Annotated in this window: 26 protein-coding genes and 1 other annotated feature; of the genes, 19 read left to right on the plus strand and 7 right to left on the minus strand. The window is 49.7% G+C overall.

Features of this window, described 5'->3' with window-relative positions; all coding sequences use genetic code 11:
* Positions 1-19 precede the first annotated feature (19 nt).
* Positions 20-1114: a GntR family transcriptional regulator gene (locus JCM10914_RS10660; protein WP_023960556.1), complete on the minus strand. Its 1095-nt coding sequence runs from the start codon at positions 1112-1114 to the stop codon at positions 20-22.
* Between the two features lie 386 nt (positions 1115-1500).
* Between JCM10914_RS10660 and JCM10914_RS31340 the strand changes: the two genes are divergently transcribed.
* The 5 genes from JCM10914_RS31340 (at position 1501) to JCM10914_RS10680 (ending at position 5684) form a co-directional block, all read left to right on the plus strand.
* Positions 1501-2193: an extracellular solute-binding protein gene (locus tag JCM10914_RS31340; RefSeq protein WP_023960558.1), complete on the plus strand. Its 693-nt coding sequence runs from the start codon at positions 1501-1503 to the stop codon at positions 2191-2193.
* Complete coding sequence (locus JCM10914_RS10665) at positions 2154-3089, plus strand: extracellular solute-binding protein (protein ID WP_023960561.1); 936 nt, start codon at positions 2154-2156, stop codon at positions 3087-3089. The genes JCM10914_RS31340 and JCM10914_RS10665 overlap by 40 nt, the downstream gene beginning before the upstream one ends.
* 70 nt (positions 3090-3159) lie before the next feature.
* On the plus strand, positions 3160-4095 hold the full coding sequence (locus tag JCM10914_RS10670) for a sugar ABC transporter permease (RefSeq protein WP_023960563.1): 936 nt from the start codon (positions 3160-3162) through the stop codon (positions 4093-4095).
* Positions 4096-4107: 12 nt separating this feature from the next.
* Positions 4108-5001: a carbohydrate ABC transporter permease gene (locus JCM10914_RS10675; RefSeq protein ID WP_023960565.1), complete on the plus strand. Its 894-nt coding sequence runs from the start codon at positions 4108-4110 to the stop codon at positions 4999-5001.
* 152 nt (positions 5002-5153) lie between these two features.
* Positions 5154-5684 carry a cysteine hydrolase family protein gene (locus tag JCM10914_RS10680; protein WP_036717637.1) on the plus strand — a complete coding sequence of 177 codons (531 nt, stop codon included), beginning with the start codon at positions 5154-5156 and terminating at the stop codon, positions 5682-5684.
* A gap of 46 nt (positions 5685-5730) precedes the next feature.
* Here JCM10914_RS10680 and JCM10914_RS10685 read toward each other — a convergent pair whose 3' ends face one another.
* Both JCM10914_RS10685 and JCM10914_RS10690 read right to left on the minus strand, forming a co-directional pair.
* A complete protein-coding gene (locus JCM10914_RS10685; RefSeq protein ID WP_023960569.1) occupies positions 5731-6582 on the minus strand; it encodes a DMT family transporter in 852 nt (283 codons plus the stop codon).
* Positions 6582-7355, minus strand: coding sequence for a DeoR/GlpR family DNA-binding transcription regulator (locus tag JCM10914_RS10690; protein ID WP_023960571.1), 774 nt, complete (start codon positions 7353-7355; stop codon positions 6582-6584). The genes JCM10914_RS10685 and JCM10914_RS10690 overlap by 1 nt, the downstream gene beginning before the upstream one ends.
* A 190-nt stretch (positions 7356-7545) precedes the next feature.
* Between JCM10914_RS10690 and JCM10914_RS10695 the strand changes: the two genes are divergently transcribed.
* On the plus strand, positions 7546-8517 hold the full coding sequence (locus tag JCM10914_RS10695) for a metallophosphoesterase family protein (protein ID WP_036717725.1): 972 nt from the start codon (positions 7546-7548) through the stop codon (positions 8515-8517).
* 68 nt (positions 8518-8585) lie between these two features.
* Here the strand turns inward: JCM10914_RS10695 and JCM10914_RS10700 are convergent, their stop codons facing one another.
* Both JCM10914_RS10700 and JCM10914_RS10705 read right to left on the minus strand, forming a co-directional pair.
* Entirely contained in the window at positions 8586-9191 is a 606-nt protein-coding gene (locus tag JCM10914_RS10700) for a TetR/AcrR family transcriptional regulator (RefSeq protein WP_023960574.1), read from the minus strand.
* A gap of 47 nt (positions 9192-9238) precedes the next feature.
* Positions 9239-10717: an NAD(P)/FAD-dependent oxidoreductase gene (locus JCM10914_RS10705; RefSeq protein ID WP_036717639.1), complete on the minus strand. Its 1479-nt coding sequence runs from the start codon at positions 10715-10717 to the stop codon at positions 9239-9241.
* 278 nt (positions 10718-10995) lie between these two features.
* Between JCM10914_RS10705 and JCM10914_RS10710 the strand changes: the two genes are divergently transcribed.
* From JCM10914_RS10710 to JCM10914_RS10730, 5 genes are all read left to right on the plus strand, one after another.
* Positions 10996-12192 (plus strand): 3'-5' exonuclease, encoded by a 1197-nt coding sequence (locus JCM10914_RS10710; RefSeq protein WP_023960578.1) that lies wholly within the window; start codon positions 10996-10998, stop codon positions 12190-12192.
* 88 nt (positions 12193-12280) lie between these two features.
* Positions 12281-13342, plus strand: a complete 1062-nt coding sequence (gene rlmN / locus JCM10914_RS10715) for a 23S rRNA (adenine(2503)-C(2))-methyltransferase RlmN (RefSeq protein WP_023960580.1) — start codon at positions 12281-12283, stop codon at positions 13340-13342.
* Positions 13343-13436: 94 nt separating this feature from the next.
* Positions 13437-13904, plus strand: a complete 468-nt coding sequence (locus JCM10914_RS10720; protein WP_023960582.1) for a hypothetical protein — start codon at positions 13437-13439, stop codon at positions 13902-13904.
* A gap of 63 nt (positions 13905-13967) precedes the next feature.
* Complete coding sequence (locus tag JCM10914_RS10725; RefSeq protein WP_023960584.1) at positions 13968-14261, plus strand: DUF6509 family protein; 294 nt, start codon at positions 13968-13970, stop codon at positions 14259-14261.
* Positions 14262-14412: 151 nt separating this feature from the next.
* Positions 14413-14592: a hypothetical protein gene (locus tag JCM10914_RS10730; protein WP_023960586.1), complete on the plus strand. Its 180-nt coding sequence runs from the start codon at positions 14413-14415 to the stop codon at positions 14590-14592.
* A gap of 17 nt (positions 14593-14609) precedes the next feature.
* On the opposite strand, the gene JCM10914_RS10735 is transcribed toward JCM10914_RS10730, so the two are convergent.
* On the minus strand, positions 14610-15185 hold the full coding sequence (locus JCM10914_RS10735; RefSeq protein ID WP_023960588.1) for a DUF6199 family natural product biosynthesis protein: 576 nt from the start codon (positions 15183-15185) through the stop codon (positions 14610-14612).
* 272 nt (positions 15186-15457) lie between these two features.
* Between JCM10914_RS10735 and JCM10914_RS10740 the strand changes: the two genes are divergently transcribed.
* Both JCM10914_RS10740 and JCM10914_RS10745 read left to right on the plus strand, forming a co-directional pair.
* Positions 15458-15994 carry a GNAT family N-acetyltransferase gene (locus tag JCM10914_RS10740; RefSeq protein ID WP_023960590.1) on the plus strand — a complete coding sequence of 179 codons (537 nt, stop codon included), beginning with the start codon at positions 15458-15460 and terminating at the stop codon, positions 15992-15994.
* A gap of 46 nt (positions 15995-16040) precedes the next feature.
* Positions 16041-16291 (plus strand) — a binding site (T-box leader).
* 48 nt (positions 16292-16339) lie between these two features.
* Positions 16340-17176, plus strand: coding sequence for a GNAT family N-acetyltransferase (locus JCM10914_RS10745; protein WP_023960592.1), 837 nt, complete (start codon positions 16340-16342; stop codon positions 17174-17176).
* Between the two features lie 3 nt (positions 17177-17179).
* Here JCM10914_RS10745 and JCM10914_RS10750 read toward each other — a convergent pair whose 3' ends face one another.
* Positions 17180-18070, minus strand: coding sequence for a LysR family transcriptional regulator (locus JCM10914_RS10750; protein ID WP_023960594.1), 891 nt, complete (start codon positions 18068-18070; stop codon positions 17180-17182).
* Between the two features lie 118 nt (positions 18071-18188).
* Between JCM10914_RS10750 and JCM10914_RS10755 the strand changes: the two genes are divergently transcribed.
* From JCM10914_RS10755 to sigJ, 6 genes are all read left to right on the plus strand, one after another.
* Entirely contained in the window at positions 18189-19265 is a 1077-nt protein-coding gene (locus JCM10914_RS10755) for a branched-chain amino acid aminotransferase (protein WP_023960596.1), read from the plus strand.
* Positions 19266-19421: 156 nt separating this feature from the next.
* Entirely contained in the window at positions 19422-20327 is a 906-nt protein-coding gene (locus tag JCM10914_RS10760; protein WP_023960598.1) for an AraC family transcriptional regulator, read from the plus strand.
* 108 nt (positions 20328-20435) lie between these two features.
* Entirely contained in the window at positions 20436-21419 is a 984-nt protein-coding gene (locus tag JCM10914_RS10765; RefSeq protein ID WP_023960599.1) for an N-acetylglucosamine kinase, read from the plus strand.
* A gap of 65 nt (positions 21420-21484) precedes the next feature.
* Positions 21485-22801 (plus strand): 6-phospho-beta-glucosidase, encoded by a 1317-nt coding sequence (locus JCM10914_RS10770; protein ID WP_023960600.1) that lies wholly within the window; start codon positions 21485-21487, stop codon positions 22799-22801.
* Positions 22802-22956: 155 nt separating this feature from the next.
* Entirely contained in the window at positions 22957-24258 is a 1302-nt protein-coding gene (locus JCM10914_RS10775) for an NAD(P)/FAD-dependent oxidoreductase (RefSeq protein WP_023960602.1), read from the plus strand.
* On the plus strand, positions 24233-25105 hold the full coding sequence (gene sigJ / locus JCM10914_RS10780) for an RNA polymerase sigma factor SigJ (RefSeq protein WP_023960603.1): 873 nt from the start codon (positions 24233-24235) through the stop codon (positions 25103-25105). The genes JCM10914_RS10775 and sigJ overlap by 26 nt, the downstream gene beginning before the upstream one ends.
* Positions 25106-25143 lie beyond the last annotated feature (38 nt).

Here is a 25143-nt window from a genome sequence, read left to right on the forward strand (position 1 = left end):
GTTTTTAAAAATAGGCGCGCTATAACTTCTTCACGGTCTGGCGTTCAATGAGTCGAACGGGAACCACGACATTCTCATGAGGATGATCTTTGGGATTCTCGATCAGGGAGATGAGGCTCTGTGCGGCCTGGTATCCCATCTGTCCAAAATCCTGCGAGATCGTAGTCAGCTTGGGTTCGACGAAGCTCGCAAGATGAATGTTGTCAAAACCCACCACGGAGAAATCGTCCGGAACGGACAGACCCAGTTCCTTGGCGATCTGAATGATCTCGATCGCACTCAGGTCATTCTCGGCCACAATCCCCGTAATCCCCTGGTCCACGACGGATTGAATAAACTGAATATAATATTCTCTGCCGTTATCGTTCTCATGTTTTAAGAAACGGTCGGTCAAGTCGCTGACGCTGTAGTCGATTAGGTTGTAATCATACAGAGCCTTCAAATAACCAAAATACCGCTCCCGGATCGAAGAGGAATTCTCTACCCTCAAGGAGGAGATAAAGGCGATTTTCTTATGATTATTCTCGATCAGGTGTTTAGAGGCTTGGTATCCACCATCAAAGTTATCGGAGACGACCGATAGGAAGGGAATGCCTTCAATGCACTTGTCCATCGTCACAAGGGGGTACTTTGCCAGATAATACTGATACAGAATGCCTAGATCCGAGATGCTACTTACAGGGTAGAGAATCAATCCGGAATTGGCACTTTGAAGCGCGGATTCCATCAGTTTGCGCTGATTGACGATCGTGTTGGACTGAATCTTCAAGGTATAGTCGGTCGTTGCGAGATATTCGTTAATGCCTTTCTCATAATCCCCGAGTCCGGGATTATGGGTGAAAGGAAGAATCAGCAGAATCTCTTTACTGGTCTTGCTAAAGGGACGATGAGGAGTCGTGGTCTCGCTCACGAAGCTTCCCTTGCCTTGGATTCGGTAAATCAGGTTGGCATTCTCCAGCTCAGTCAGGGCCCTTTTTGATGTAATGCGGCTGACGTTATATTCCTTCGAAATCTCGGCTTCGGTCGGAAGCTGGTCCCCGGATTGGAGCTCCCCGGATTCAATCTTTGCGGTTAGAGCGTTTACGATATGTTGATATAATGGAATTTGTTCCATGGTGGATCTCCTCACTAAATTTGATATATCATTTTGTGGCATGTATGTCAAAGTCTAATGATATTTTTGATAAAAAGTCACAGTTGTTATGTTTGAATATACGAAAAAATGCTGAAAATGAATCTTCGTTATGTATCAAGGATGTTCTCATGTTTTTGTTTCGGACAGGAAAGGAATAAGCCTGCAACATAGTTTCTTCATGCGTCTTTCGTTTGATTTCATATTTAAACCTTCTATTTTCATAGTATAGTTCCCCCGGCTATATTTCAAGATTAAACGCTTCCAACTCCAATAAATAGAAATGTAAGCGCTAGACAAATAAATTGGTATATCTTATAATCAGATTCAAGAAATAAATGATATATCAAATATTGGGGGTTGATGGAGTGTTTCGCGCAAAAAAAGGGAAAGTTGTCATGTCGTTGTTGCTGGCATCTGCACTGCTTGTTACGGCTTGCGGAGGGAAGTCTGGAGAAGCACAGGATCCGAAGGGGAATGAATCTGCCGATACGAATGAAATTTCACTCTTACGGCCAAGCTGGAATAATTTAAGACCTGCGTCCAGTGAGCTGTGGATGTGGCAAGAATATGAGAAGAAGTCCGGAATCAAGGTGAACTGGGAAGAACTCACCGATATCGGAGAGAAGAAGAACATCATCTTGACGAGAGGCGATCTGCCGGATGCGTTCTATCAAGTCGATTGGAGCAATGGCGAGCTGCTCAAGTATGGTCAACAGGGATTGTTCTTGCCGCTGGAAGATCTGATTAAAGAGCATGCGCCGAATCTGCAAAAATATCTCGAAGAGAACGAAGATGTAAGAAAAGGAGTGACCAGTGCAGACGGTCACATTTATGCAACCCCTTACATCGATCCATATCCGGAGGGTAACCGGACGATCCGTTTGTGGATCAACAAGAAATGGTTGGACAATCTCGGTATGGAGGTTCCCCGAACAACAGCCGAGCTGGAGGAAGCCTTGATGGCGTTTGTAACCAAGGACCCGAACGGCAATGGCGTTAACGATGAGCAGGCTGGTATATGCCAAGTGGTTCAATTGGCTGGACCTTCGAGCAGATGATGATGGGTTCCTTCGGTATCGGCAATGGCGGTCGCAAAGCGCTCGGGAACTTTATCTATGTGGACGATAATGATGAGATCCAACTGACGATTACAGCTGATGGGTACAAAGAGCTCTTGAAATACCAGAACCGGTTGTACAAGAATGGCGCTATCAACAAGCAGGCCTTTAGCGGCGTGGATTACGATAAATGGACGGCTGACGCAGCGAAAGACACCGTCGGTGCCTGGAACTGGGCCGCCAACGATTACATTGGCGAGAGCGTGAAGGATGATTTTGTTGCCATTAACGTGCTTGAAGGGCCTAACGGCGATACTGCCTCATTAACCGATTCCCAAGTTGCGGGGGCGTCCAGTCTGGTCGTTACGAAGGATGCGAAGGACCCGGGTGCGATTCTGAAGTGGGTGGACTACTTCTACAGCGAGGAAGGCAGCGTGTTCGGTTATCTGGGTGAAGAAGGCGTTACCTACAATGTGGAAGACGGCAACAAAGTCTACATCGATGAAATCCTGAACTATAAAGACGGCATCGGACTTGGCGCGTTCCAGTATGTCGATAACGTATATGGCGGGTACTTCCCATATATCGAGCTCTCCCCTGAGGTTAGGGCTGCTGCCGGCCGCAAAGAGGCACCGGTATACACGGACCTGACCGAAGAAACCTTGCCAAGCGTCATGCTGCCGGATCTGCCGGCAACGATCCAGGAAGCCAATGAATCTTCATCCATTATTGCAGACGTCGGCAACTATGTCGGACAGATGCGCGTGGAGTTTGTAACGGGTACCAAGGATATCGATGCAGAGTGGGATAACTACATTGCCCAGTTGAAGAAGATGGGCTCGGACAAATATCTGGAAATCAAGCAAGCGCAATACAAACGTTATAAAGAGAGCTAAAAGAACCGTTTGGTGGGGAGATTCTTCGCGAATCTCCCCCCATTTTAAATTTTAAGGAGAGGGGAAAACCATGGAATCTTCACTTCACAAGAAGCCGTTTCTCAAGCCGAAACGCAAATCCATTTTGAAGCAAAAGTGGCTGTACTTTATGATGCTGCTGCCGCTAACCTCCTTGATCATATGGAATTACATCCCGATGTACGGGATTATCATATCATTCAAAGATTACTCTCCCGCCTATGGCATTATGGACAGTCCCTGGGTAGGATTTGCCCATTTCGAGCGGTTCTTTAATGCATTTTACTTCTGGGACGTCATTATCAACACGTTAAGAATCAGCCTGTATAGCCTTCTTGTCGGCATTCCGCTTCCGATCATTCTGGCGCTCATGTTCAACGAGCTGCGCCGCAAGAAATACAAATCGCTTGTGCAAACGATCTCCTACATTCCGAATTTCATTTCGATTGTGATCGTGGTCGGTATGGTTACGTTCTTCACCTCCCCGGTCGACGGCGTGATCAATACGGTGATCGAGTATTTCGGCGGCACGCCGGTCGATTTTATCGGCAGCGCCAAGCTGTTCCCGCATGTGTTTGTGTGGTCGGGCATCTGGCAGACCATAGGCTGGGGAACGCTGATCTATACCGCCGCCATGTCCGGTATACCACAGGATCAATACGAAGCGGCCTATCTGGAAGGCGCTACGCGCATGCAATGCATTCGGAACATTACCATTCCGGCGATTATGCCGACCATTGTGATCTGCGCCATTCTGGCAACCGGATCGGTCATGTCCGTCGGGTTCGAAAAGGTGCTGTTAATGCAGAATGATGCAAACCTTGCGACGTCCGAGGTTCTGTCAACCTACATGTATAAATCGGGTATTTTGAACGCGGAATACAGCTTCTCGGCTGCCGTAGGCCTGTTTAACAACCTGATCAACTTCATCGTGCTATACCTGGTGAATAAATTCGCGCAGAAATTCAGTGAGACAAGCCTGTGGTAAGGAGGGGCCATCATGCAATTCCATCTTTCTAGAGAAGACAAGATTTTTAACTGGATCAACATCGTAGTTGTTGGCATTATTACATTGCTTATTCTGTACCCGTTATTATTTGTCGTGTTTGCTTCGCTCAGCGATCCTCGCCAGATTTTTGACAGTGCCCTGCTGCTATGGCCGAAGGGATTTACGCTTGAAGGGTATAAGCGGGTGTTTGATAATCCGGATATATGGATGGGCTTCAAGAATGCGGTGATTTATACGGTGCTTGGAACGGCCGTGAACGTCATCATGACCACCTTGGCGGCCTATCCGTTATCCCGGAGGGATTTTCGGGGTCGGAACGTCATTACGATCCTATTCACGTTCACGATGTTTTTCTCCGGCGGATTAATTCCGACGTATTTGGTGAACCAGCATCTGGGGATTATCGATACGATGTGGGTCATGATCTTGCCGGGAGCCGTGAGCGTATACAACATGATCATCATGCGTACGTACTTCCAGCAGAATATTCCGCTCGAACTGGAGGAAAGTGCGTTTATTGACGGAGCTACCGATATGCAACTGCTGCTCAAGGTGGTACTTCCGTTATCGACGCCGATCATCGCAGTGATGATGATGTTCTATGGCGTAGGCCGGTGGAACGGTTACTTCGATGCGATGATTTATTTGTCTAACCGCGAATTGTTTCCCCTGCAGCTGATCTTGAGAGAGATCCTGGTGCAGAATCAGATGGGGGATGCAGCGAACCAGGCGATGATGAACAGCAACCAGAGCGAGGTCAACTTGATCAAGCAGTCCATTAAATATGCGGTTGTTGTCGTTTCGAGTATCCCAGTACTGATTTTCTATCCGATTGTGTCCAAGTATTTTGAAAAAGGCATCATGGTTGGAGCAATCAAAGGCTAAGTATACAAGAGGAGTCCTTTTTGAGGATTCCTTTTTTTGCGTGATAAACATGAAATTCATATGGGTAGCTGTAATTTATTATATACAATAAAGGAACGTATGTTCTATAATGAGGGGGTGAATATACCGATTAATACAGGAGGTTGTTGTATTTGAAGAAGAGTGCCCTGTTGATCATTGATGTACAGAACGAGATGTTTCAAGAGAATGATCCTGTTTACGAAGGGAATCGGTTGCTTTACAATCTCAAGCAGCTGATCGCAACAGCCAGGAGCCGTGGAATTCCTATTTTTTACATACAGCATAATGATGAGGGTTTGAAGGAGGGAACTGAGGCTTGGAAGATTAATGCCGAGATCGCTCCTGCAATGTCGGATAGCATCATTCAGAAGACCAGACCTGATTCTTTCTATAACACGACACTTGAAGAGGAATTAAAGCGGCAAGGTATCGAACATGTGATGCTTGCTGGTATGCAGAGCGAGTTATGCGTAGATACCACGTGCAGGAGAGCATACAGTCTGGGCTATAGGGTCACGTTAGTGTCCGATGCTCACAGCACCTGGAACAATTCCGTGTTAACGGCGCAGCAGATCATAGATCACGCGAATGCGACTCTGAGATGGTTTGCGGCCATCAAGACAACAGAAGAAGTCCTCTTTGCGGAAGAAGTCGGCGCGTAATCGCCGGCTTCTTTTGAATTGGTCCAATCAATTTGCACTCCAATTGCTACCCCCATTGGGCAATGGTAATGATGCCTAACGTGATAAGTATGGACATGACGATTCGCCGCCTGCCTTGCTGCTCGCGCAGAACGATGATGCCGAGTATAGTGCCGAATACCGTGCTGATTTCACGGATAGGCGCGATGTGCGCAAGCGGGGTGAGCCGCATGGCGAACAGGAATAATAAGTAGGAGCCGGGCGCCAGGATGGACCCCAGGAGAATCGTGCGCCAGTTCACGGAACATTCCTGCTTCAGCTGTCTGGACAGCGTCACGGGAACGATCAGGGCGATGAAATAACTGATATTGGATAACTGGATTAAGGCGACGGGGGAGACCCCTGCATCCAGGATGGCTTTGTCAGTCAAGGTATATCCGGAAATGCAGAGCCCCACCAGACAAGCATAGAACAAGGCCTTGGGATTGAGGCTGGATGACCTATTGAGCTTTAATCCCGATAAAGCAAACAGCGAAAAGATAATGAGGCTAAGTCCCATATAGCCAGCCGTACTTAACTGCTCGTGAAACAACACGAGACTGCACAGCGAAGTCAGCATGGCGCCAAGCCCCCGCATGATCGGGTACACTTGGGACATCTCGCCGTGCGTATAGGCTTTGGAAAGCAGCGTGATATAGCAGCCTTGAATGGTCATGGACATCAGCATGAGTCCATAAATGTGCAGCTCTAGACGCAGCCCCGACATTTCCTTGAGAAAATAAGGCATCAAGAAGATTAGCGTGACGAAGTGGATGCACCACAGAAACACCGATTTATGAATGCTTCGCTTCGTGAACAGATTCCAAAGGGCATGGGTCAGCCCGGATGACAGCACCAGCAGGAGCGACAGCAGCTCCATCAGCGATGTCCGATAAGCACTTCGATGCCGCGAGCGGACAGGTTATCCACCCATTCCTGTGAACAGTCCTGATCCGTGACGACCATGGAGACGTCCTTCAGTTCGGCGAGCTTCGAGAACGTGGTTACCCCGAACTTCGAATGGTCCGCGAGAACGATGCCTTCCTCCGCACGCTCCAGCATTTTTCGCGATATGTAGGCTTCGTCAAGATCATAATCGGTAAAACCATCGGTTAACGAGATCCCGCCGACCGAGATAAACGCTTTATTGACCTTGAACTGTTCCAGCAGGATGTCGGTGAGCGGTCCTGTTGCCGCTTGTTTGGTCCGGTCCATGTCCCCGCCGATAAAAATAATCCTTCCCTGAAACGTCTTCATCGCCAGATTCAGGACAGGCAGCGAATGGGTGATCACCGTGACATGAGGTCGGTCTGTAAGATAGCGCATGACTTCAATCGTGGTTGTTCCGTTATCGAGCAGAATGGTCTCCCCGTCCTTGACAAGGGAGGCGGCAAGTTTGCCGATCGCAACCTTCTCTTCCGCACATGTCTGGGAGCGACTGCTGAAGGACGGCTCAATATGGCCGGAACGTGATTTGACGGCACCGCCGTAAACCTTGCGCAGCAGTCCTTCTTTCTCTAACCGGTCCAAATCCCTCCGGATCGTTTCGGCGGATACTTCCAACTGTTCCGCAAGGACATGGACTTTCACCTTGCCTTCAAGCTCCAATTGATGTAAGATCTTTCCCCTGCGCTCCTCATAGGTTACGGACATTAATGCATTCACCTCGATATAATATATGACTGATTTTGACCGAAGATGTGGATTTGATCTTATATTAGGCTGAAAAACCGATAATGTCAACGAAAAATCATTGACTTCGAGCCTTACCCCCTCTAATATACACATAAAACCACAACAATGCATAATAAACCACATATCCATATAAAAGGAGATGGTGATGTTGAAGCCAACGCTTCGATTCGGGGACGATCATACCTTCAAGATCGTGCAGTTCACAGATATTCATTGGAAGAATGGGGAGCCGGAGGATCTGATGAGCCGGCATTGCATGGAGACGGTGCTGGAACTGGAGCAGCCCGATCTGGTGGTATTTACGGGCGATCTCATTTATTCCGGGGAGGCCGACCCCGGGTGGAGCAGGTGCCAGGATCCGGTGCAAGCCTTCAAGGATGTCGTCAAGACGGCGGAATCCCGCGGAATTCGGTGGGCCTTTGTGTTCGGGAATCACGATACGGAGGGGGATGTTGCGCGCGAACAGCTTATGGATGTTGCCATGCAGCACAATTACAACTGTGCAGAGCACGGCTCGCCGGATCTACACGGTGTTGGCAATTATACGCTTCCGCTTTACTGCAATGGCGGGGAGGAAACGGCAGCGGTTCTGTATTTTTTTGATTCAGGGAGAGAGTCCGGACATCCTGCCGTGCCGGGGTACGATTGGATCCGGCGGGACCAGATTCGCTGGTATGAACTGGCATCCCAAGCTTACAGTGTCAAGCGGGAAGGCAATCCGCTGCCGTCATTGGCCTTTTTCCATATCCCCTTGCCGGAGTATGGCGAAGTTTGGGAGCGGCGAACGTGTTATGGCAGCAAGTTTGAGGAGGTGTGTTGCCCGGAGGTGAATTCCGGCCTATTCGCAGCGATGCTGGATCGAGGCGATGTGATGGGGACGTTCGCCGGACATGATCATATCAACGATTATTGGGGAGAATTGCACGGCATCCGTCTGTGCTATGGCAGAGCTACCGGTTATGGCACATACGGCCGGGAAGACATGCTCCGGGGCGCCAGGGTCATTCGTCTGCATGAAGGACAACGACAGTTTGACACATGGATCACGCTGAGCGACGGCTCGCAGATATGGGAACAGGGGAAGCATGAACCGGAGTCAGCTGACTTACGACAGCAGTAAATAAACACACCTCTTATGAAGATTCGGGCAGGGAACCCGACCATTTCATGAGAGGTGTGTTATTCGCGTTATGTTCCTTGACCATTCGCAAGTATTCGCAGCAGCAGCTCCGCCCTAGGAAGCGTATAGCTCGGATCCTCCTGGGATTTCAGCGTCATTAAACCCGATAGTACAGCTAGATAACATGACGCCAACTCTCGCAGATCGCCAGTCGCAATTTCTCCTGCCTGCTGTCCGGCTTCGAACAGCGGCAAAAGTTGTTCAACGAAAGCATGGATGGAATAACTCTCGATAATCCGCTTCGCTTCCTCGGGTACGCCCTCTGAGGTACGTGCTTGCTGAATCAGCATGAAATGCGAATTATCATCCTCTTGAAGAATCATGGAGGTTAGCAGCGTGATTTTCTCAAGAGGGGTGCCGGGTACGTTATAGATTTCGGAGAGCGCTAGCTGTGCTTCGTCCATCGACCATTGCACGAGCGTAGTGAATAATTCGTCTTTGGATTTGAAGTAATGATACAGCAGGCCGTGGCTGAGGCCAGCCTCCGCTGCAATCATGCTCATTTTCGTGCCGAAAATACCTCTTCTAGAGAACACTTTGATGGCTGCTTTCATGATCTGTTCTTTACGTTCGTCGCGAATCTGGTGCAGCTGTTCTTCATTTAATGGAGCCATGAATCCTTCCCTCACATCCGTAAATCAATTGTTGATATCACCTTATCCTATTTATGCTCTTCGGGCAATCCCTGTGGAATGGACGTTGGGATCCCATCGAAAGCAGGAATCACAGCCTTCAGAAAGGAGCTAAGCGTCATATGTTCCTTATGCAGCACACGTTTCAACCAAACTTGGTTCTCCCCGGAAGTGTCTGCCTGCATAAGCGCGAGGATACGTTCGGCGTTAAATAGGTCAGAGGGCGAGCTGATCAAGCTATTGACCATCATATACTCCCCGAACACTTCCATCTGCTGGTGACCAAAAGCCTGCTCTTGCATGAAATCGAGCACCGTCTGAGCAAAAGCCATCCCCTTGATAGACAGGGTGCCTTCGTACCTAACACCCGGCCATCTGAGATCAGCTACGCAACTAAGCCACCATGCGGGAGCTGTCGCTTCCTGCATTTTCTTAAGCACTGTCTGTTCAGACCGGGGATGCTCCCCATCTTCTACTTGCAGCCATGAGCGCAGTGTTTCTGACTGAATCGCGGCGACCGTAATTCCCTGCCCAAAGATCGGATCGAAGCTGCAGAGGGCATCGCCAATAGCAAGCAAGCCCGTTGGCCAATGCTCCATGACGTCATAGTGTTGTCTTAAGCACGTATCGATCCGGTAACCTCGGGGCGCACCGACCGGCTCTAATCGTTCGAGCCACGTACCCATTGCAGAGCCAAGTTGCTCGGCAACCTCTTTGTCGTATGCTTCCCCTTGGGTTGCGGGGTAAGATGCTCCTCCCGCGCGGTAAAGCACGATCTCGGCCAAGTTGTCCTCTATCGTGTTGAATACAGCGGTACCACGGCCAAGCAGGGGATTTCCTTCGTATAGCACAGTGCTCCACTCGTCCCGTATATCCTCGGGAATCTTATAATGTCTCGTACTATATCCGAGCGAGACATGCAATCGTTCCGCTTGCGGAACGGATAACCCGAGATCATCACGTAACCATTGCGCAAGCTTGGAGCTGCGACCGGTTGCGTCGATTACGAGATCGGCCTGGATTTGGAGGGATTGTTTGTTATCAAGATGACGAAAAGTCGCCCCTGTAACGATGTTGTTCCGTGCATCATACCGGAGTCCCTGTGCAGAGAGTCCAGTCAGGAAACGGACATTAGGCAGACGGTTGATTCGATTGCGAATGGTCCACTCCAGAAGAGCCCTACTACAGCCTGCGCTGGGTTCATCGGGCATCTCGAGCGTTCCGAAGCGATTGGAGAGATGTACCTTCTTCTGTGCTCGGGGATAGGCACCTCGAGTGAGTAGTTCATCAAATAAGCCGGGAAACATGTCTTCTAATAACAGCTTCCCGCGTTCTAATAAGCGGTGCGGATGATACGCCTGTGGCGTGCCTGGTCGATTCTCGGGACCATCGGGGAAGCGATCGCGGTCCGTGATCACAACCTCATCGTAATGCGCAGATAACGCATGGGCGGCAAACATCCCGGCAAAGCCACTGCCAAGAATAAGAGCCTTGTTGTTACGCTTCATAACACCAACTCCTTTTAGATTGATCAAGTCAATCAACATTAGAAAGAAAAAAATCGCTTTGAACATGACTCTTTGTTCAGATAACATAATGAATTTTATGATTGATTAGATCAGTCAATATTAAAATATCGCGAGATCATGAATTTGTCAATTGAAGCGGAGCATAAATTTTACGAATAAGTATTCGTTTTGAAGTTGTTTGCAGATGGACAATATTACCAAATTGGTATAGTCTTTTTGCATAACCTAGTCGAATTTGATATTGGAGGATCTAATGGATGGCTATGTACGTTCGTATGAAACCCATGGGGGTTTATGAATGGTCCGGACTGTCTGTTCATGATATTGCTGAGCGCCGCTTCAGTGTGATCGATCTGGAGTCATTCGGTAATCCGGGGACTACCGGGCAAGTATTTCGTATAAGAGCGATGCGATTCCATACTAGCGGAACTCGGCTTGGTGATATTTTTGAGACATTGATTAGACCAACAAGCCCCATTCCACAGGACTTGGAATCCTCAACGGGAGTATATAACCGTGAAGTTGCATATGCGCCGTCTTTTTCAGCTGGATATAAGTCGTTACAGCAGTTTCTGCAAGATGATGTTGTGATCACCTTAGGCGGTTACGAGTTTGATCTGCGTGTGCTGCAGCGTGAGTGTGAGCGTCATGGACTGCAAGAGCTTGAGAATCCATGCATCGATTTAAGGGCATTGTACACCTACCTTCATCCCGAAGTGGAAGAAGTCGTGACGTATGAAGAGTTAATGTATTATTACGGATTTGATGATAAACCTGAGGACCCACATGACCCATATCGTGATATGTCATTACTCGGTCTGATTTATATCGAAATTCTGGAGGAACTTAGGAACAGTAACACGTCACATCTTGCTATTACAGAGCCTCTTCTCGTTCAGAGATCAAGACATAAGCCCAAACGTCAAAGTGGAACCCCGGAGCTTCGTTTTCCGCCCCTGGCGGATACACAGCGGAAAATGTTGGTGGGCATCATCATGCTGTTCTTCCTGACGATCGCGCTGACAGGATTAGTTGATGTATTTACATTTCGCCTGAGTTGGGGTGGGGGGCTGTCTGGCAATGGCAATCCAGCCCTTCTCATCGTCATGGTGTTGGCTCCACTCTATGTGATTTTTCTAAGCCTTGTCGGAGGGGCTGCCTATTATTTCTTCCAGGAAAGAATGAAAGATGGGTGGTATTCGACTGGAATCTTGGGGTTCCTGCTAGGAATGGCTGCTATTATGTCGTTGGTTGCTTATTTTTACCATATGCGTGTATTTGTCTCGCTTGGAGGCAGGTCGGATCAGCACGGCTCGGCCATCTTCAGGTTCAGCAATTGGAATCAATACAGCAATACTGCTTACGTCAATGTCCTTACATACAGTCTGGGTATTATTCTATCGATGCTAATTGGTTATTTAATTGCACTACTGGTTAGCAGAAAGCGAGTTTGATGGATGAATTGCCTATAACTCCCCTTGTGTTCACTCTTGAATTTTGGGACAATAAGGAGTGGACTATGAATAGAAAGAGGAACTCTCAATGAACAAACCATCCATTTATGGATTAACTTTAGAACAATTAATCGCTTGGCTGGACGAGCGAGGACATAAAAAGTTTCGCGCGACGCAAGTATGGGAATCGCTGTATCGCCGGCGGGTGACGGCATTCTCGGATATGACGGAGGTCCATGCGGATTGCTTGCAACTGCTGGAGGAGAACTTTACCCTCCTGACGCTGGAGCAGCATACGAAGCAGGAGTCGCTGGACGGAACGGTGAAGTTCCTGTTCAAGCTGAAGGACGGCAACTTGATTGAGACGGTACTGATGCGCCATAAATTCGGTCTGTCAGTCTGTGTCACTACACAGGTGGGTTGCAATATCGGCTGCAGCTTCTGTGCGAGCGGTCTGCTTAAAAAGAGCCGGGATCTGTCCGCTGCGGAAATCGTGGAACAAGTCATGCAGGTGCAGCTTCATCTTGATCAGCGAGGAAAGAGCGAGCGGGTTAGCCATCTGGTCGTTATGGGGATCGGAGAACCGTTCGATAATTATGAGAATATGTCGAATTTCATCCGCATTATTAAGGATCACAAGGGGCTTGCGATCGGACAGCGCCACATTACGGTTTCGACCAGTGGACTAGCGAATAAGATCATGGAGTTCGCCGACAGCGATCTTGGCGTAAACCTCGCGATCTCTTTACATGCACCCAATGATGAGATTCGAACCCGGATTATGAAGATCAACAAAGCCATCCCGATCGAGAAGTTAATGGCAGCCATTGATTATTATCTGGAGAAAACCAATCGTCGGATAACGCTGGAGTACATTCTGTTGAAGGATGTTAACGATCAGCGGGAGCATGCGCTCGAACTGGCTGAGCTCGTGGGAGACCGGCGTAACCTGGCAAATGTGAACCTGATTCCGTACAATCCGGTCGATGAGCATAGCCAGTATCAGCGGAGCACGAAGGATTCAATCACCGCGTTCTATGATACGTTGAAGAAGCAGGGCATCAGTTGCAGTGTTCGTCTGGAGCATGGTACCGATATCGATGCCGCATGCGGCCAGCTGCGGAGCAAGCAGATTAAGAAAGCACAATAACGGGAGATACGTTAAGAAGAGCATACCCAGAACGGATGGGATATGCTCTTTCTATATCGAACTACTCCTTTATTTGAATGGAGGCGGAGGTAAGATGATGGAGACTCATCCGACGATCAAAAAGCTGCAATATAAAGATGCCGGGCAACCGGTACTGGTGTTGAATCCTCCTGCTACGTATGCCGAGGTTACCCGTTCGTTACAAGGCGAGGTCCATACCAGCCCTTCACACGATGCATACGATATGGTACAAGCATTCGGTACAAGTAATACGGAAATCCGGAGCTTGGCAAGGATTGCTTCCAGCTCTGTCGCGGATGATGGACTGCTCTGGCTTTGTTATCCCAAGAAATCATCCAAAGCCTATAAAGGTTCGGATTGCAGTCGGGACAGTTTGGCGGGTATACTCGCTGACGAAGGTTATGAGCCGGTTAGACAAATAGCTATTGACGAAGATTGGTCCGCATTACGCTACCGCAAGGTGGAACACATTAAGAAGATAACCCGCTCCTTTGCGACTACCGATGCGGGAAAGCTGCGAACAGGTCAAAAGGGCGATTAATCCATACGGCGACTGAATTCGCCTGTAAGCGGCGTTGATATGACGATAGAGAGGGATGCTATGATGCTGACAATTAAGGAATACAGCGTGGAATTGGTGAAGGATCCGTTCGGGATTCTGACAGGTAGACGTTTTGAATTTGTATGTGACTTGGAAGTGCCGGAAGAGGACGAGCTATATTCGGAGAAAGGTATCTACCTGAGGGTGATTTTCTTGGATGAAGGAGAGGCCTCAAGAATCGTCAAATATGATTTTTATGAGCGCACAACCGATCAATATTTGGACTTCGACATGGAAGCCGAAGAGGAAGAATGGCTTACCGCTTTCTGCAAGGAGCATTTGGACGAAGAAGTTTAATATAAGCTCTTTATATGCTGCGCTGTAAACAACCCACTGCCATGATGGCAGTGGGTTGTTGGTATGTTCGCAAGATTAGAACAAGAAGGAAATGACTGGGATATCTTGAATAGTGTAGGTACATGTAATGTCAGATATGCAGGAGGTCTGTATGGAACAAGAAAAGGAACTGCAAGAACTTAAAGATCGATTGGAACGAGTTGAGCGTCGGCTTGGCATGCTGCCCAAATCCCAGAGGCCGGTTTCTTCCAAAAAAGCGGATATCACAACGTTGCTATTCGTATTGATGTTAGCTCTGCTGGGCGTTCTTCAATATATCCGAATGCACTAAGCTTGCCGTAGATGAGGTTACGGGTTCGGGTAGTGACTGCTGAACCAGCTGCCCAAAGAGCCATCATCCATGAAACGGTGAGCCTTATCTGTCTCGTTCGGATGAACTTCAACGTGATTGCCGGTGATGTAAAGACTTACTTCATATCCGTCGGCGAAATGCAGGACGGCTTCCGTGTTGTAGCTAAACAGCGTCCCCGGATCAAAAGAAATATATTCCCCCTTCTGCAGCATCTCGGCAACGGTGAGGATTTCTTCGTCGCTTAAGGTAGCCTCTGGGTTAAACCCGACCGTAATCTTCGCGATGGGGGTTTCTGTCAAGCGGTTCTGGAATCGTTCAGGCCAATTCGAGGCAGAACTGAAGGAGCAGCTTGAGACCATCAGAATAAGGCCGACGATGAGCAGTACACATCCACCGATCCGGTGGCTGGTCAGGGCCAGGTCACTCGGCTCCGCCTCTTTGAATTTCCAGCCTACCGAGAGATACCACGCTGAATAAGGAGTAGCGACGGCGAACATTCCCGCAACGATGCATATGAATCCGATCCATCCGTTCATGGAGTCATCAGTCCTTTGAAGTTTAATGATGTACATACGTTATGGCCACCCTATTCGTTGCAGAAGGAGAGCCGGTCGATGCATACATTCGACTGGCTCTTTGTATGATATAGTTGTCATGAAATATCAAGATTTAGGAAAAGCTGTTGGTCATAGTATAGAATAATGGTGAAATGTAGAAGAGGATCACATTTTTTATAATACTTTTGTAACGCATTTTACATACCTGTAAACCTCTTTCCGCCGCAATTATGTTATCCTAGACATACTAAACTTACATACATCATTCATTAGGGAGGGGATTGGCCGTGAATATTGAGGTACACTTATGCCCGAAGGAACAGTCATACATTCTGCGAAACATCTATCCGTTGTACTTGCATGATATTGCTGAGATATGGGGGCTCCGTCCTAACCGGTACGGTGTATTTGAGAAGGATGATGTATCGACGCTGGAAGAACAGAGCCAGAAACTCGATGTCTGGTGGGATCAGCCCTCCGTGCTGTTCCCGTATTTGATCTCGGTGGATGGGATTGCTGCTGGGCTGGCGCTCGTGGCAACGACTCCTTATATTCCATCGCCGCATGTTCAGTATTATTTGAATGATTTTTTTGTGCTTCGGACTTTTCGAAGACAAGGTGTAGCCCAACGCGCGGCTGAGCTTGTGTTCGAGCAGTTCCAAGGTACATGGGAGCTCCAGACGAATCCGACGGAGCGCAATATGAGTACCCAAATCTTCTGGCGCAAGACCCTGAATACGTACACGGGTGGACGATACACGGAGCAAAACGGGGTTCATCCGGAGAAGGGGAATATGCTGGTCTTCCGGTTTGCGAACAAGTAGACACTTGACAGAAATTCGGAATCGCAATATACTGATCCAAATTTGTGGAAATGCAAGGAAGAGGAAGCCATTCTCGTAATAAGCTGGGTCAGAGAGCTGCTGGTCGGTGCGAAGCAGTCAGCCGCGATGGATGGACATCACCTTGGAGCAGGTTTGCCGAAGATGTAACGTCCAGAGGCAGGTACGGGAACCCCCAGCCGTTATCATGGGGCATCATTGATAGATGATGACTAGAGTGCGTATGGGTGATTCCATGCGAATCAGGGTGGTAACGCGGAGTTTGGCTCCGTCCCTAACCGGGACGGGGCTTTTTTGCATTCATTTTCAGGGAGGGGAAGTGTTCGTATGTTGGAGAAGTTATGGCCGCAAGATGACGTGCTGGATGGACGTGAGTTTATGCAAAATGAGGTGGCGTATAACCTGATTCATCTGTTAACCGCCTCTCCGGAGACGCAGGGATGGAAGCTCTTGAACGGCCGCATGATCTTCGCCAAGTCGAATCACGCGAGTTCATGGTTATGGGTGAGCAGCCACCTCCGGGCGGAAGAGCGGGAGCCTTTGCTGGAGGCGCTGGTTAAGCAGGTATCCGCAGAACAGATCATTGGTGTGGTTAGTGAACCGGAGGTGGCAGCTAAGTTCGCCGAACTCTATGCTAAAGCCAACCAGCGAGCATACCGTCATGCGATGACGATGGAAGTGTATCATTGTCCCGTTGTGAACAAGCCGGTGAACGTTGCAGGGACCAGCCGATTGGCAACCTTGGAAGATACCCCGATCATTGCAAGGTTCCTGGCCGACTTCTCGGAAGATGCGTACGGCGTTAGCGTGGCGCCCTCCGCTCAGCATCAATCGGCAGAGAGAATGATCCGCAATGGCGGTCTGTATCTGTGGACGCTTGGAGAGACGCCCGTTTCCATGGCGCAGATTGCGCACCGATCCGTGCGGCACGGCAGGATCAATGCGGTATTCACCCCGAGAGAAGTGCGGAAGCATGGTTATGCCAGCGGACTGGTGGCTGACGTGAGCCAGCGTCTGCTCGCGGCTGGCTTGACCCCGATGCTGTATGCGGATCAGGCCAATCCCCACTCTAATCGAGTGTACCGAAGTATCGGATACGTTTCGGCAGGGGTCATCAGCGATTATAAATTTATGAACCACGAGGAAGACGACAAGCCTCAATAAATGTTATTCTATAAAGGTATCGAGAAAATGTCGGGCGCGATTGGACAAGACATGATCCTTCAGCCACACGATGCCGACATCCGATTGAAAATCAGCACGTTGAATCGCTAATGCCCTGATGTTGGGAATGGCGAATGATGACATAACCGACTTGGGCAAAATGGTCGTGCCGATCCCCTCGGACACCAATGCAACAATAATGGCCACGCTGGAGCATTCGCAGATCACGCGCGGCTCCAGTCCGCTGCGGTTAAATTCCTGGATGACGCGTTCATGCATACCGATCGTCTGATCGGTCTTCAAGGACAGAAAGGGATAGTTCGCGAGTTCGCTCATGGAGATATCCGCCTGGCCCCGGGCATTTCCCCAATCGTGGGGAATGACTGCGACGAAGGGATCTGAGGGCAGAGGCAGTACCGCATACCGCTCGGGCCCGAAGTTAGACTCGAAGGGGAGACGCGTGACCGCCAGTTCGATATTGCGCTTATCCAATTGGTCGGCGAGCAGAGAATGGTCCCCTTCGCGAATCTTGAAGGTAACCTCGGGATATTGTTGCCGGAAGATCTGAATCCGCTGCGGCAGCAGAGATATACAAGAGACGACGGAGCCAATGGATAGCACCCCGCGAATACCTGCATGGATCTCTTTCACTTCGGTCACCGTTTCATTGAACTGGTTTAGCAGCGAGGCGGCTCTCTGCTGCAGCAATTGGCCTGCATGCGTGAGTTGCAGCTGCTTGCCGGTGCGGTCGAAGAGTGGAACGCCTAGTTCGTCCTCCATGAGTTTGAGCTGTCGGCTAAGTGGAGGCTGCTCCATGTTAAGCACTTTAGCCGCACGCGTAATTTGTCCTTCCTGGGCAATGGTCAGAAAATAGCGAAGCTGGCGAATATCCATTCCATATAACCTCCTCTCCATACCTAAAAGGTATGGTATCCCTATAAATCAGATATTTTTAATATAGGGTATCGATTGATATGATTCAACTAAAGCATAAATAAGGAGCTGTGTGTAAATGACTTACACGATACCCGTTGAACTAACGACTAACCCCAGGCCGAGGCTGGATTATCATAAACAAGCGTTCGGCACCGTGTTTACGGACCATATGTTTATCTTGGATTACGATGCGCCGCAAGGCTGGCATGATGCCCGAATCGTGCCTTATCAGACCATCGAGCTTGACCCTGCCGCGAAGGTATTCCATTACGGTCAGACCGTATTCGAAGGACTGAAAGCGTATTTAACCGATGATGAACGGATTCTCATGTTCCGACCGAACAAGAACATTGAGCGCCTCAACTTGTCCAACCATCGCCTTAGTATTCCGGCGCTTGACGAGGAGCTTGTACTGGAAGCGCTTAAGAAGCTCGTGCTGGTAGACCGGGACTGGATTCCTTCGGAACCGGGAACCTCCCTCTATATCCGTCCGTTTGTCATCGCAACGGAGCCGGTACTAGGAGTTGCGCCTTCACTGCAATATAAATTCATGATCATTCTCTCGGTCGTTGGCTCGTACTATGAGGAAGGCATCAATCCGGTCAGCATTTATGTGGAGCCGAAGTACGTCCGCGCCGTAACCGGGGGCGTAGGGAACGCCAAGACGGCAGGGAACTATGCAGCGGGACTGAAGGCGCAGGATGAGGCGTCGGCTAAAGGATACTCTCAGGTATTGTGGCTGGATGGTGTCCACCGCAAATATATTGAGGAAGTCGGCAGCATGAACGTCTTCTTCAAGCTTGGCGATACGGTGGTGACACCGGCGCTCAATGGCAGCATCCTCGATGGCGTTACCCGCAATTCGGTCATTCAGTTGCTGCAACACTGGAACATCCCGGTCGAGGAACGGGCACTATCCATCGATGAGATCGTGGAGGCTCATCGCAGCGGACTGTTGGCCGAAGCGTTCGGAACCGGGACGGCCGCCGTTATTTCACCGATGGGCTCCCTGGAATGGCAGGATGAGAAGCTGGTGATTGGCGGGGGTGTGACCGGCGAGCTTTCCAAAAGGGTATACGATGCCATTACCGGCATTCAGCGCGGCATCGCGGAAGATCCATTCGGCTGGGCCGTGGAATTGGATCTCAAATAATTTAACAATCCAAGCAATCGAAACTTCCTTCAGCTGCATCTTGAAGGAAGTTTTTTTGCTTAGGGCGCGTTTGTGTTACGATGTGGGTAAATCTTGAATTCGAATACGTATCAACATAAACATAAACAATGAAAGCGTGATGGAGGTGCCGATGAGATGAATCGTCCGCAAAGTGTCGTACCTGACGCTATTGCATTTACGAATGCTGCATTTCCTTTTACCGCGTCAACCACGCACGGAATCTTTGCAGGCGCTCAACGTCTGCACTGGCATCATGCGCTGGAACTGAACTATATTCGCGGCGGTACGGGTTTTATTTTGATCAACGGTATGAAGCTGCCCTTCGAGCAGGGGGATATTATTTTTATCAATAGCAATGATCTGCACCGGGCCTACGAGACAGAGGATTTGGTGATGGATGTGTTGATGTTCGAGCCTTCGCTGCTCGCCATCGATCTGAAATTCGATCCGGATCTGATGGCACCGTTTCGTATGCTGGACAAGGTGGACAAGCGGTCGCCTGTTCATGCAGAATTGTCGGGCTTGTTGCAGCGGATGATGGATGAGAACGAATCCGGGGGAACGGCTTATATGAGTCTGATTCGCTCTGATCTGATTCGGTTCTTAAGCCTATCGAACCGTCATCTGTCAGCACCCATGCAAGAGAATAAACCGATCAAAGGGCGTGGCATGCACGCACTAAAGGAAGTGCTCCGAACGATGGAGCTTCATGTCGATTATGCCTGGACGCTACAGGAACTGTCGGATCTGACGCACCTAAGTCCTTCCCGGTTCAGCGCGCTGTTCCAACAAGCGGTCGGAACCTCCCCGCATCATTATCTGATCCAGCTCCGTCTCACGCAAGCGGTACATCTTCTGGAGACTACGGACCATAAGATTATCGATATTGCCGAGAGCTGCGGGTTCCGTAACCTATCCAACTTCAATCGGCTGTTTAAGCAGCATGTCGGTGCATCGCCAAGCGAAATCCGGGAACGCGCGAATGCAGGCCGTCCAAGCATCATCTCCTCGAAGAGTGTTAACCCATTCGATAAACAGTAAGATAGTATCACTCCATGATCGTATAACAGTAGAGAGACTTCACGGTAAGCGGTATCTTAAACCTATACCACCATTACGCGCCATGATCGGCGGGCAGGAGTGAAGTCCATGAGTTTGTATCTAGGTGTGGATGCCGGCGGGAGCAAGACGCATGCTGTCATCTGTGATGAACAAGGGAATATAAGAGGTAAAGGGGCTTCAGGCAACGGGAATCATCAGATTCATCTGGAACACGCCGCCCGTAACATAGAGGAAGCGTGCAACGCGGCGCTTCAACAAGCAGGAGTCGTTAAAGAAGATATTACGTATGCTTACTTCGGGTTAGCCGGAGCAGACCGCGAGGCAGATTATGAGATTCTGCGTCCCATGATCAAGGGTCTTGGTTACCCAAGGCATGATATCGCATGCGATACGATCATCGGTATGAGAGCAGGCACAAGCAGGCCGTATGGCGCAGCCTTGATCTGTGGTACCGGCTTTAACAGCGCGGCTCGCAATCAGGCTGGGGAAGAACTGCAATACGGCGGTTTTGGGTTTTTGTACGGAGACGGGCATGCCGGCGGTTCCGGATTTGCCACGCTCGCTTTCCGAGCGGTCATTCGGGCATGGGATGAGCGTGGACCAGCCACGCTGCTCACATCGCTAGTATTGGAGCAGATGGGCTACTCCGAAGTAGAGCCGATGTATGAGGACGTGTTGTACGGCAAGATTTCGGTCCCCCCTACCTTGGTTAAGACATTATTCCAAGCCGCAGAAGCGGGAGACGAGGTAGCGACCCGTATTCTGGAGATCGAAGGGGAGGAGCTTGCGAATGCCGTGTGTACGCTGATCCGTCGCCTGGATATGTCTACGGATGCGTTCGATATCGTCTACATCGGCAGCGTGCTTAACCGACCGAACAGCTCGATCCTCACGGATGCCATCGAACGGGTCGTTGCGGTTCAGGCTCCACAAGCTACCTGCGTGAAACTGACGTCCGACCCTGTCTCTGGGGCACTTCTATGTGCCATGGACATGGACGGGGCTGCGATTGATCCGGATACCGAAGCGAAACTAAAGGCATTTACATTCGAAGAGGTAACGGCATCTTAATTGAGTATTCGGCATTCATCATGGATAGATCAACGGTCTAATATCATATCTTGGAGGCGATTAACGTGACAACAGGTTTGAAAATAGCAGTCATCGGAGGAGGTTCCTCCTATACACCGGAAATAGTCGAAGGGTTCATCCGTAATTATGACCAGATGCCGATTCGCGAGCTCTGGTTCGTCGATATCGAAGAAGGCAAGCATAAACTGGAGATCGTAGGGAACCTGGCGAAGCGGATGGTGAAGGAATCCGGTCTTCCGATCGAGGTGCATCTGACGCTGAATCGCCGTGAAGCGATCGCTGGCGCTGATTTTGTAACGACGCAGATGCGCGTCGGTTTGCTCGCAGCGCGTAAACAGGATGAACATATTCCGATTACGCACGGCGTAATTGGACAAGAAACAACGGGTCCAGGCGGCATGTTGAAAGCATTGCGGACCGTTCCGGTCATTCTCGATATCTGCCGTGATATCGAAGAACTTGCGCCGAATGCCTGGATGCTGAACTTTACGAACCCGGCTGGGATCGTAACGGAGGCGGTAGCCAAGCATAGCAAGGTGAAGTCCGTGGGGCTGTGTAACTCACCGATCAACTTTCAGAAGTTCCTTGCTGCGGAATACGGCGTGTCGGAGAAAGACGTGCTGGCCGAATTCGTGGGCATCAACCATCTGCACTGGGTGACCTCGGCAATCGTGAACGGGGAAGAGAAAATGCCGGAGTTGCTCGATGGAGGTAAATCCTACACGGCGAAAAACGTGCCGACGTTTGGCTGGGATGCGGATTTCATTCGTTCGCTTCAAGCGATTCCAACCTATTACCTCAAATATTTCTATATGACCGATACGATGTTCGCGGACATGAAAGCTTCATTGGAGAAGGACGGAACCCGCGCGGACGTTGTTAGCCGCGTAGAAGAAGAGCTGTTCGAGCTCTATAAGGATGAGAATCTGGCCGTTAAGCCGAAGCAATTGGAACAGCGCGGTGGCGCATACTATTCCGAGGCTGCGGTGAATTTGATGACGTCCATCTATAACGATCGGCACGATATTCAGACGCTGAACGTTTCCAACGGCAATGTCTATGACTTCTTGCCGTCCGATGCCAGCATCGAGATCAATTGCGTGGTGACAGGCCAAGGACCGATTCCACTCGTGCCGCAAAACGTACCTTCCCATGTTAAAGGCTTGATGCACGCGGTGAAAGTATATGAGCAGCTTACCATCGAGGCGGCAATTACCGGTGACCGGGGCATCGCACTGCAGGCGCTGGTGCATCATCCGCTCGTGCCTTCGGTAGACGTAGCGAAGCAGCTGCTGGATGAGATGCTGGAGGCAAACAAGAAATACTTGCCCAATTTCTTCAAAGCTGAGGTTGTGCAATAAGCCGAAACAATGAAACAAAGTCTTGAAAAGCCCAAGAACCTGATTAGCCAAGGTTCTTGGGCTTTTTTTGCGTAATTTCAAAGGAGAGTTTATTCCTGTCACATTCCGTACCTCTTCCCCGTCATACCCGTATACCACGAAAGGGGACGATTCGAATGCATAACGATCGAGTAGTAGTCGTTGGAGGCGGGATTGCGGGTTTGACCGCGGCGATTTATGCGGCAAAAGCGGGCAAACAGACCATTCTATTAGAGAAGCAGGAGCGATTAGGTGGGAGAGCCATAACCAATCAAAAGAAAGGAGCTTACTTCAATTTGGGCGGTCGTGCCCTGTATCATGGGGATGCGAGAGCCACATTCGAGGAACTGGGAATGCGTTTGCAGGGAAGTCAGCCTTCCATCGACGCCTATGGTATCTGGAAAGGGAACCTGCACGTGATGCCGATGGGGATAGGGTCCTTGTTCTCTACCCCTCTACTATCGTGGAAAGGCAAAATAGAGCTTGGCGCATGGCTGGCTAGATTCGGCAAGCTGGATACCCATCTATACGACAGAATAAGTCTTCGGGAGTGGATTGAGGGCAATGTACATGATCCGATGGTCCGTCACTTGTTCTATTCCTTACTGCGTACGGCCAGTTATGTCGCAGCTCCGGATTTACTGGCTGCAGGTCCCGTATTGGAACAACTCAAACGTTCGCTTAAAGGAGTCCTCTATCTGGATCGGGGCTGGGGGGCGATGGTCGAGGAATTAAGAGGAATCGCATTAGAATATGGCGTTGAGATGGTTACGAAGCAGAAAGCGGTCGCCATTGTTCATGAGAAAGGCGTTGTCCAGCATGTGTTATGTGAAGACGGGACACAATTTCAAGCCGGGCATATCATCGCTGCCACACCGCCTGCCATTACGTATCAGTTAGTCCCCGGCGCAGAATCGACGTCGCTCCGCAACTGGCGGGAACAGGCAGTCGAAATTACAGCAGCTTGCCTGGATGTTGCCTTAAGGCGCCTCCCTAAACCGAAGCAGCAATTTGTATACGGGATTGATCAGCCTGTATTTCTTAGTAATCAATCCCGTGCGGCCCATCTGAGTGACTATGGCGATCAAGTGGTCTCGCTGATTAAATACCACGGAAGAAATAAAGACCCGAAGAAAGATCTGCAGGATCTGGAGCAGACGCTGGACATCGTGCAACCGGGCTGGCGAGATCAATTGGTCGAGAAGCAATATCTGCCGAATATGACGGTCAGCCATGATTTCATGCATATGCATCGTATGGTCAACCCCGGTCCAGCCGTGCCGGAAATAGCCGGACTGTACGTAGCGGGAGATTGGGTCACGCATGGCGAATTATTAGTAGACGCTTCAACGGCAAGCGCCAAGCGTGCCGTACAATCACTGCTCTTGCAAGGGGGCGCTGAGAGGAGTTCCTATGACCAGCACCGAATCACTGTATAAAATGTACCGTTCCCCGCTATTCTCGCTAGCCTATCGGATGACGGGGAGCGTGATGGATGCGGAGGATATCGTGCAGGAGGCCTTTCTCCGTTACAGCCAGTTGGAGGATCGCGCATCCATTCGCAATGAACGAGCGTTTCTGTATAAAATCGTGACCAACCGTTGCCTGGACTTACTGCGCTCATCGGCCAAGAAGCGGGAGTTGTACGTCGGTCCCTGGCTCCCCGAGCCTTTGATCGAGAACGAAAGAGCAGAAATGGATCCTTCCGATCTGTATGTACAGCAGGAAACCATCTCAACGGCTTATCTGCTCATGCTGCAGCAACTGAATGCCTTAGAGCGGGCTATTTTTCTACTTCGGGAGATCTTTGGGTATTCGTATGACGAGATTGCAGATATGCTGGGGAAGAGCAGTGCCAACTGTCGTCAGATCTATCACCGCGTCCATAAGAGCTTTCACCATAACCCGGAGGAGGTGCCATCCATCTCCATTGCGGATGAATTAGTGACTTCGTTCGTTCATTCCCTCATGCAAGGCAATACGAACAAGCTGCTGGAATTGCTTAGCGAGAATGTGGTGTTTTATTCCGACGGTGGCGGCAAGGTCAGAGCGGCACAAGTTCCTGTTGCTGGTGCCCTGGCGGTGATTAAGCTACATCAGAATCTGCTTAAGATGTATGAAGGTCAATATGAGTTGATCCATACCACGGTTAATGGTTTACCGGGCATTCGGCTGCTGTTTGAAGATGGCGGGCAGTATATTTATTCCTTTGCGTTTGCTAATGATAAGATTGTGAATGTCTATAGCGTAGCTAATCCGGATAAGCTGCGACATGTAACGACATAAGTTTATAGGTTTCATCCCAAACGGGTCTTAGTTTTCTT

Origin of the sequence: Paenibacillus sp. JCM 10914, from assembly GCF_001315105.1 — a bacterium.
Lineage (GTDB): Bacteria > Bacillota > Bacilli > Paenibacillales > Paenibacillaceae > Paenibacillus_AQ.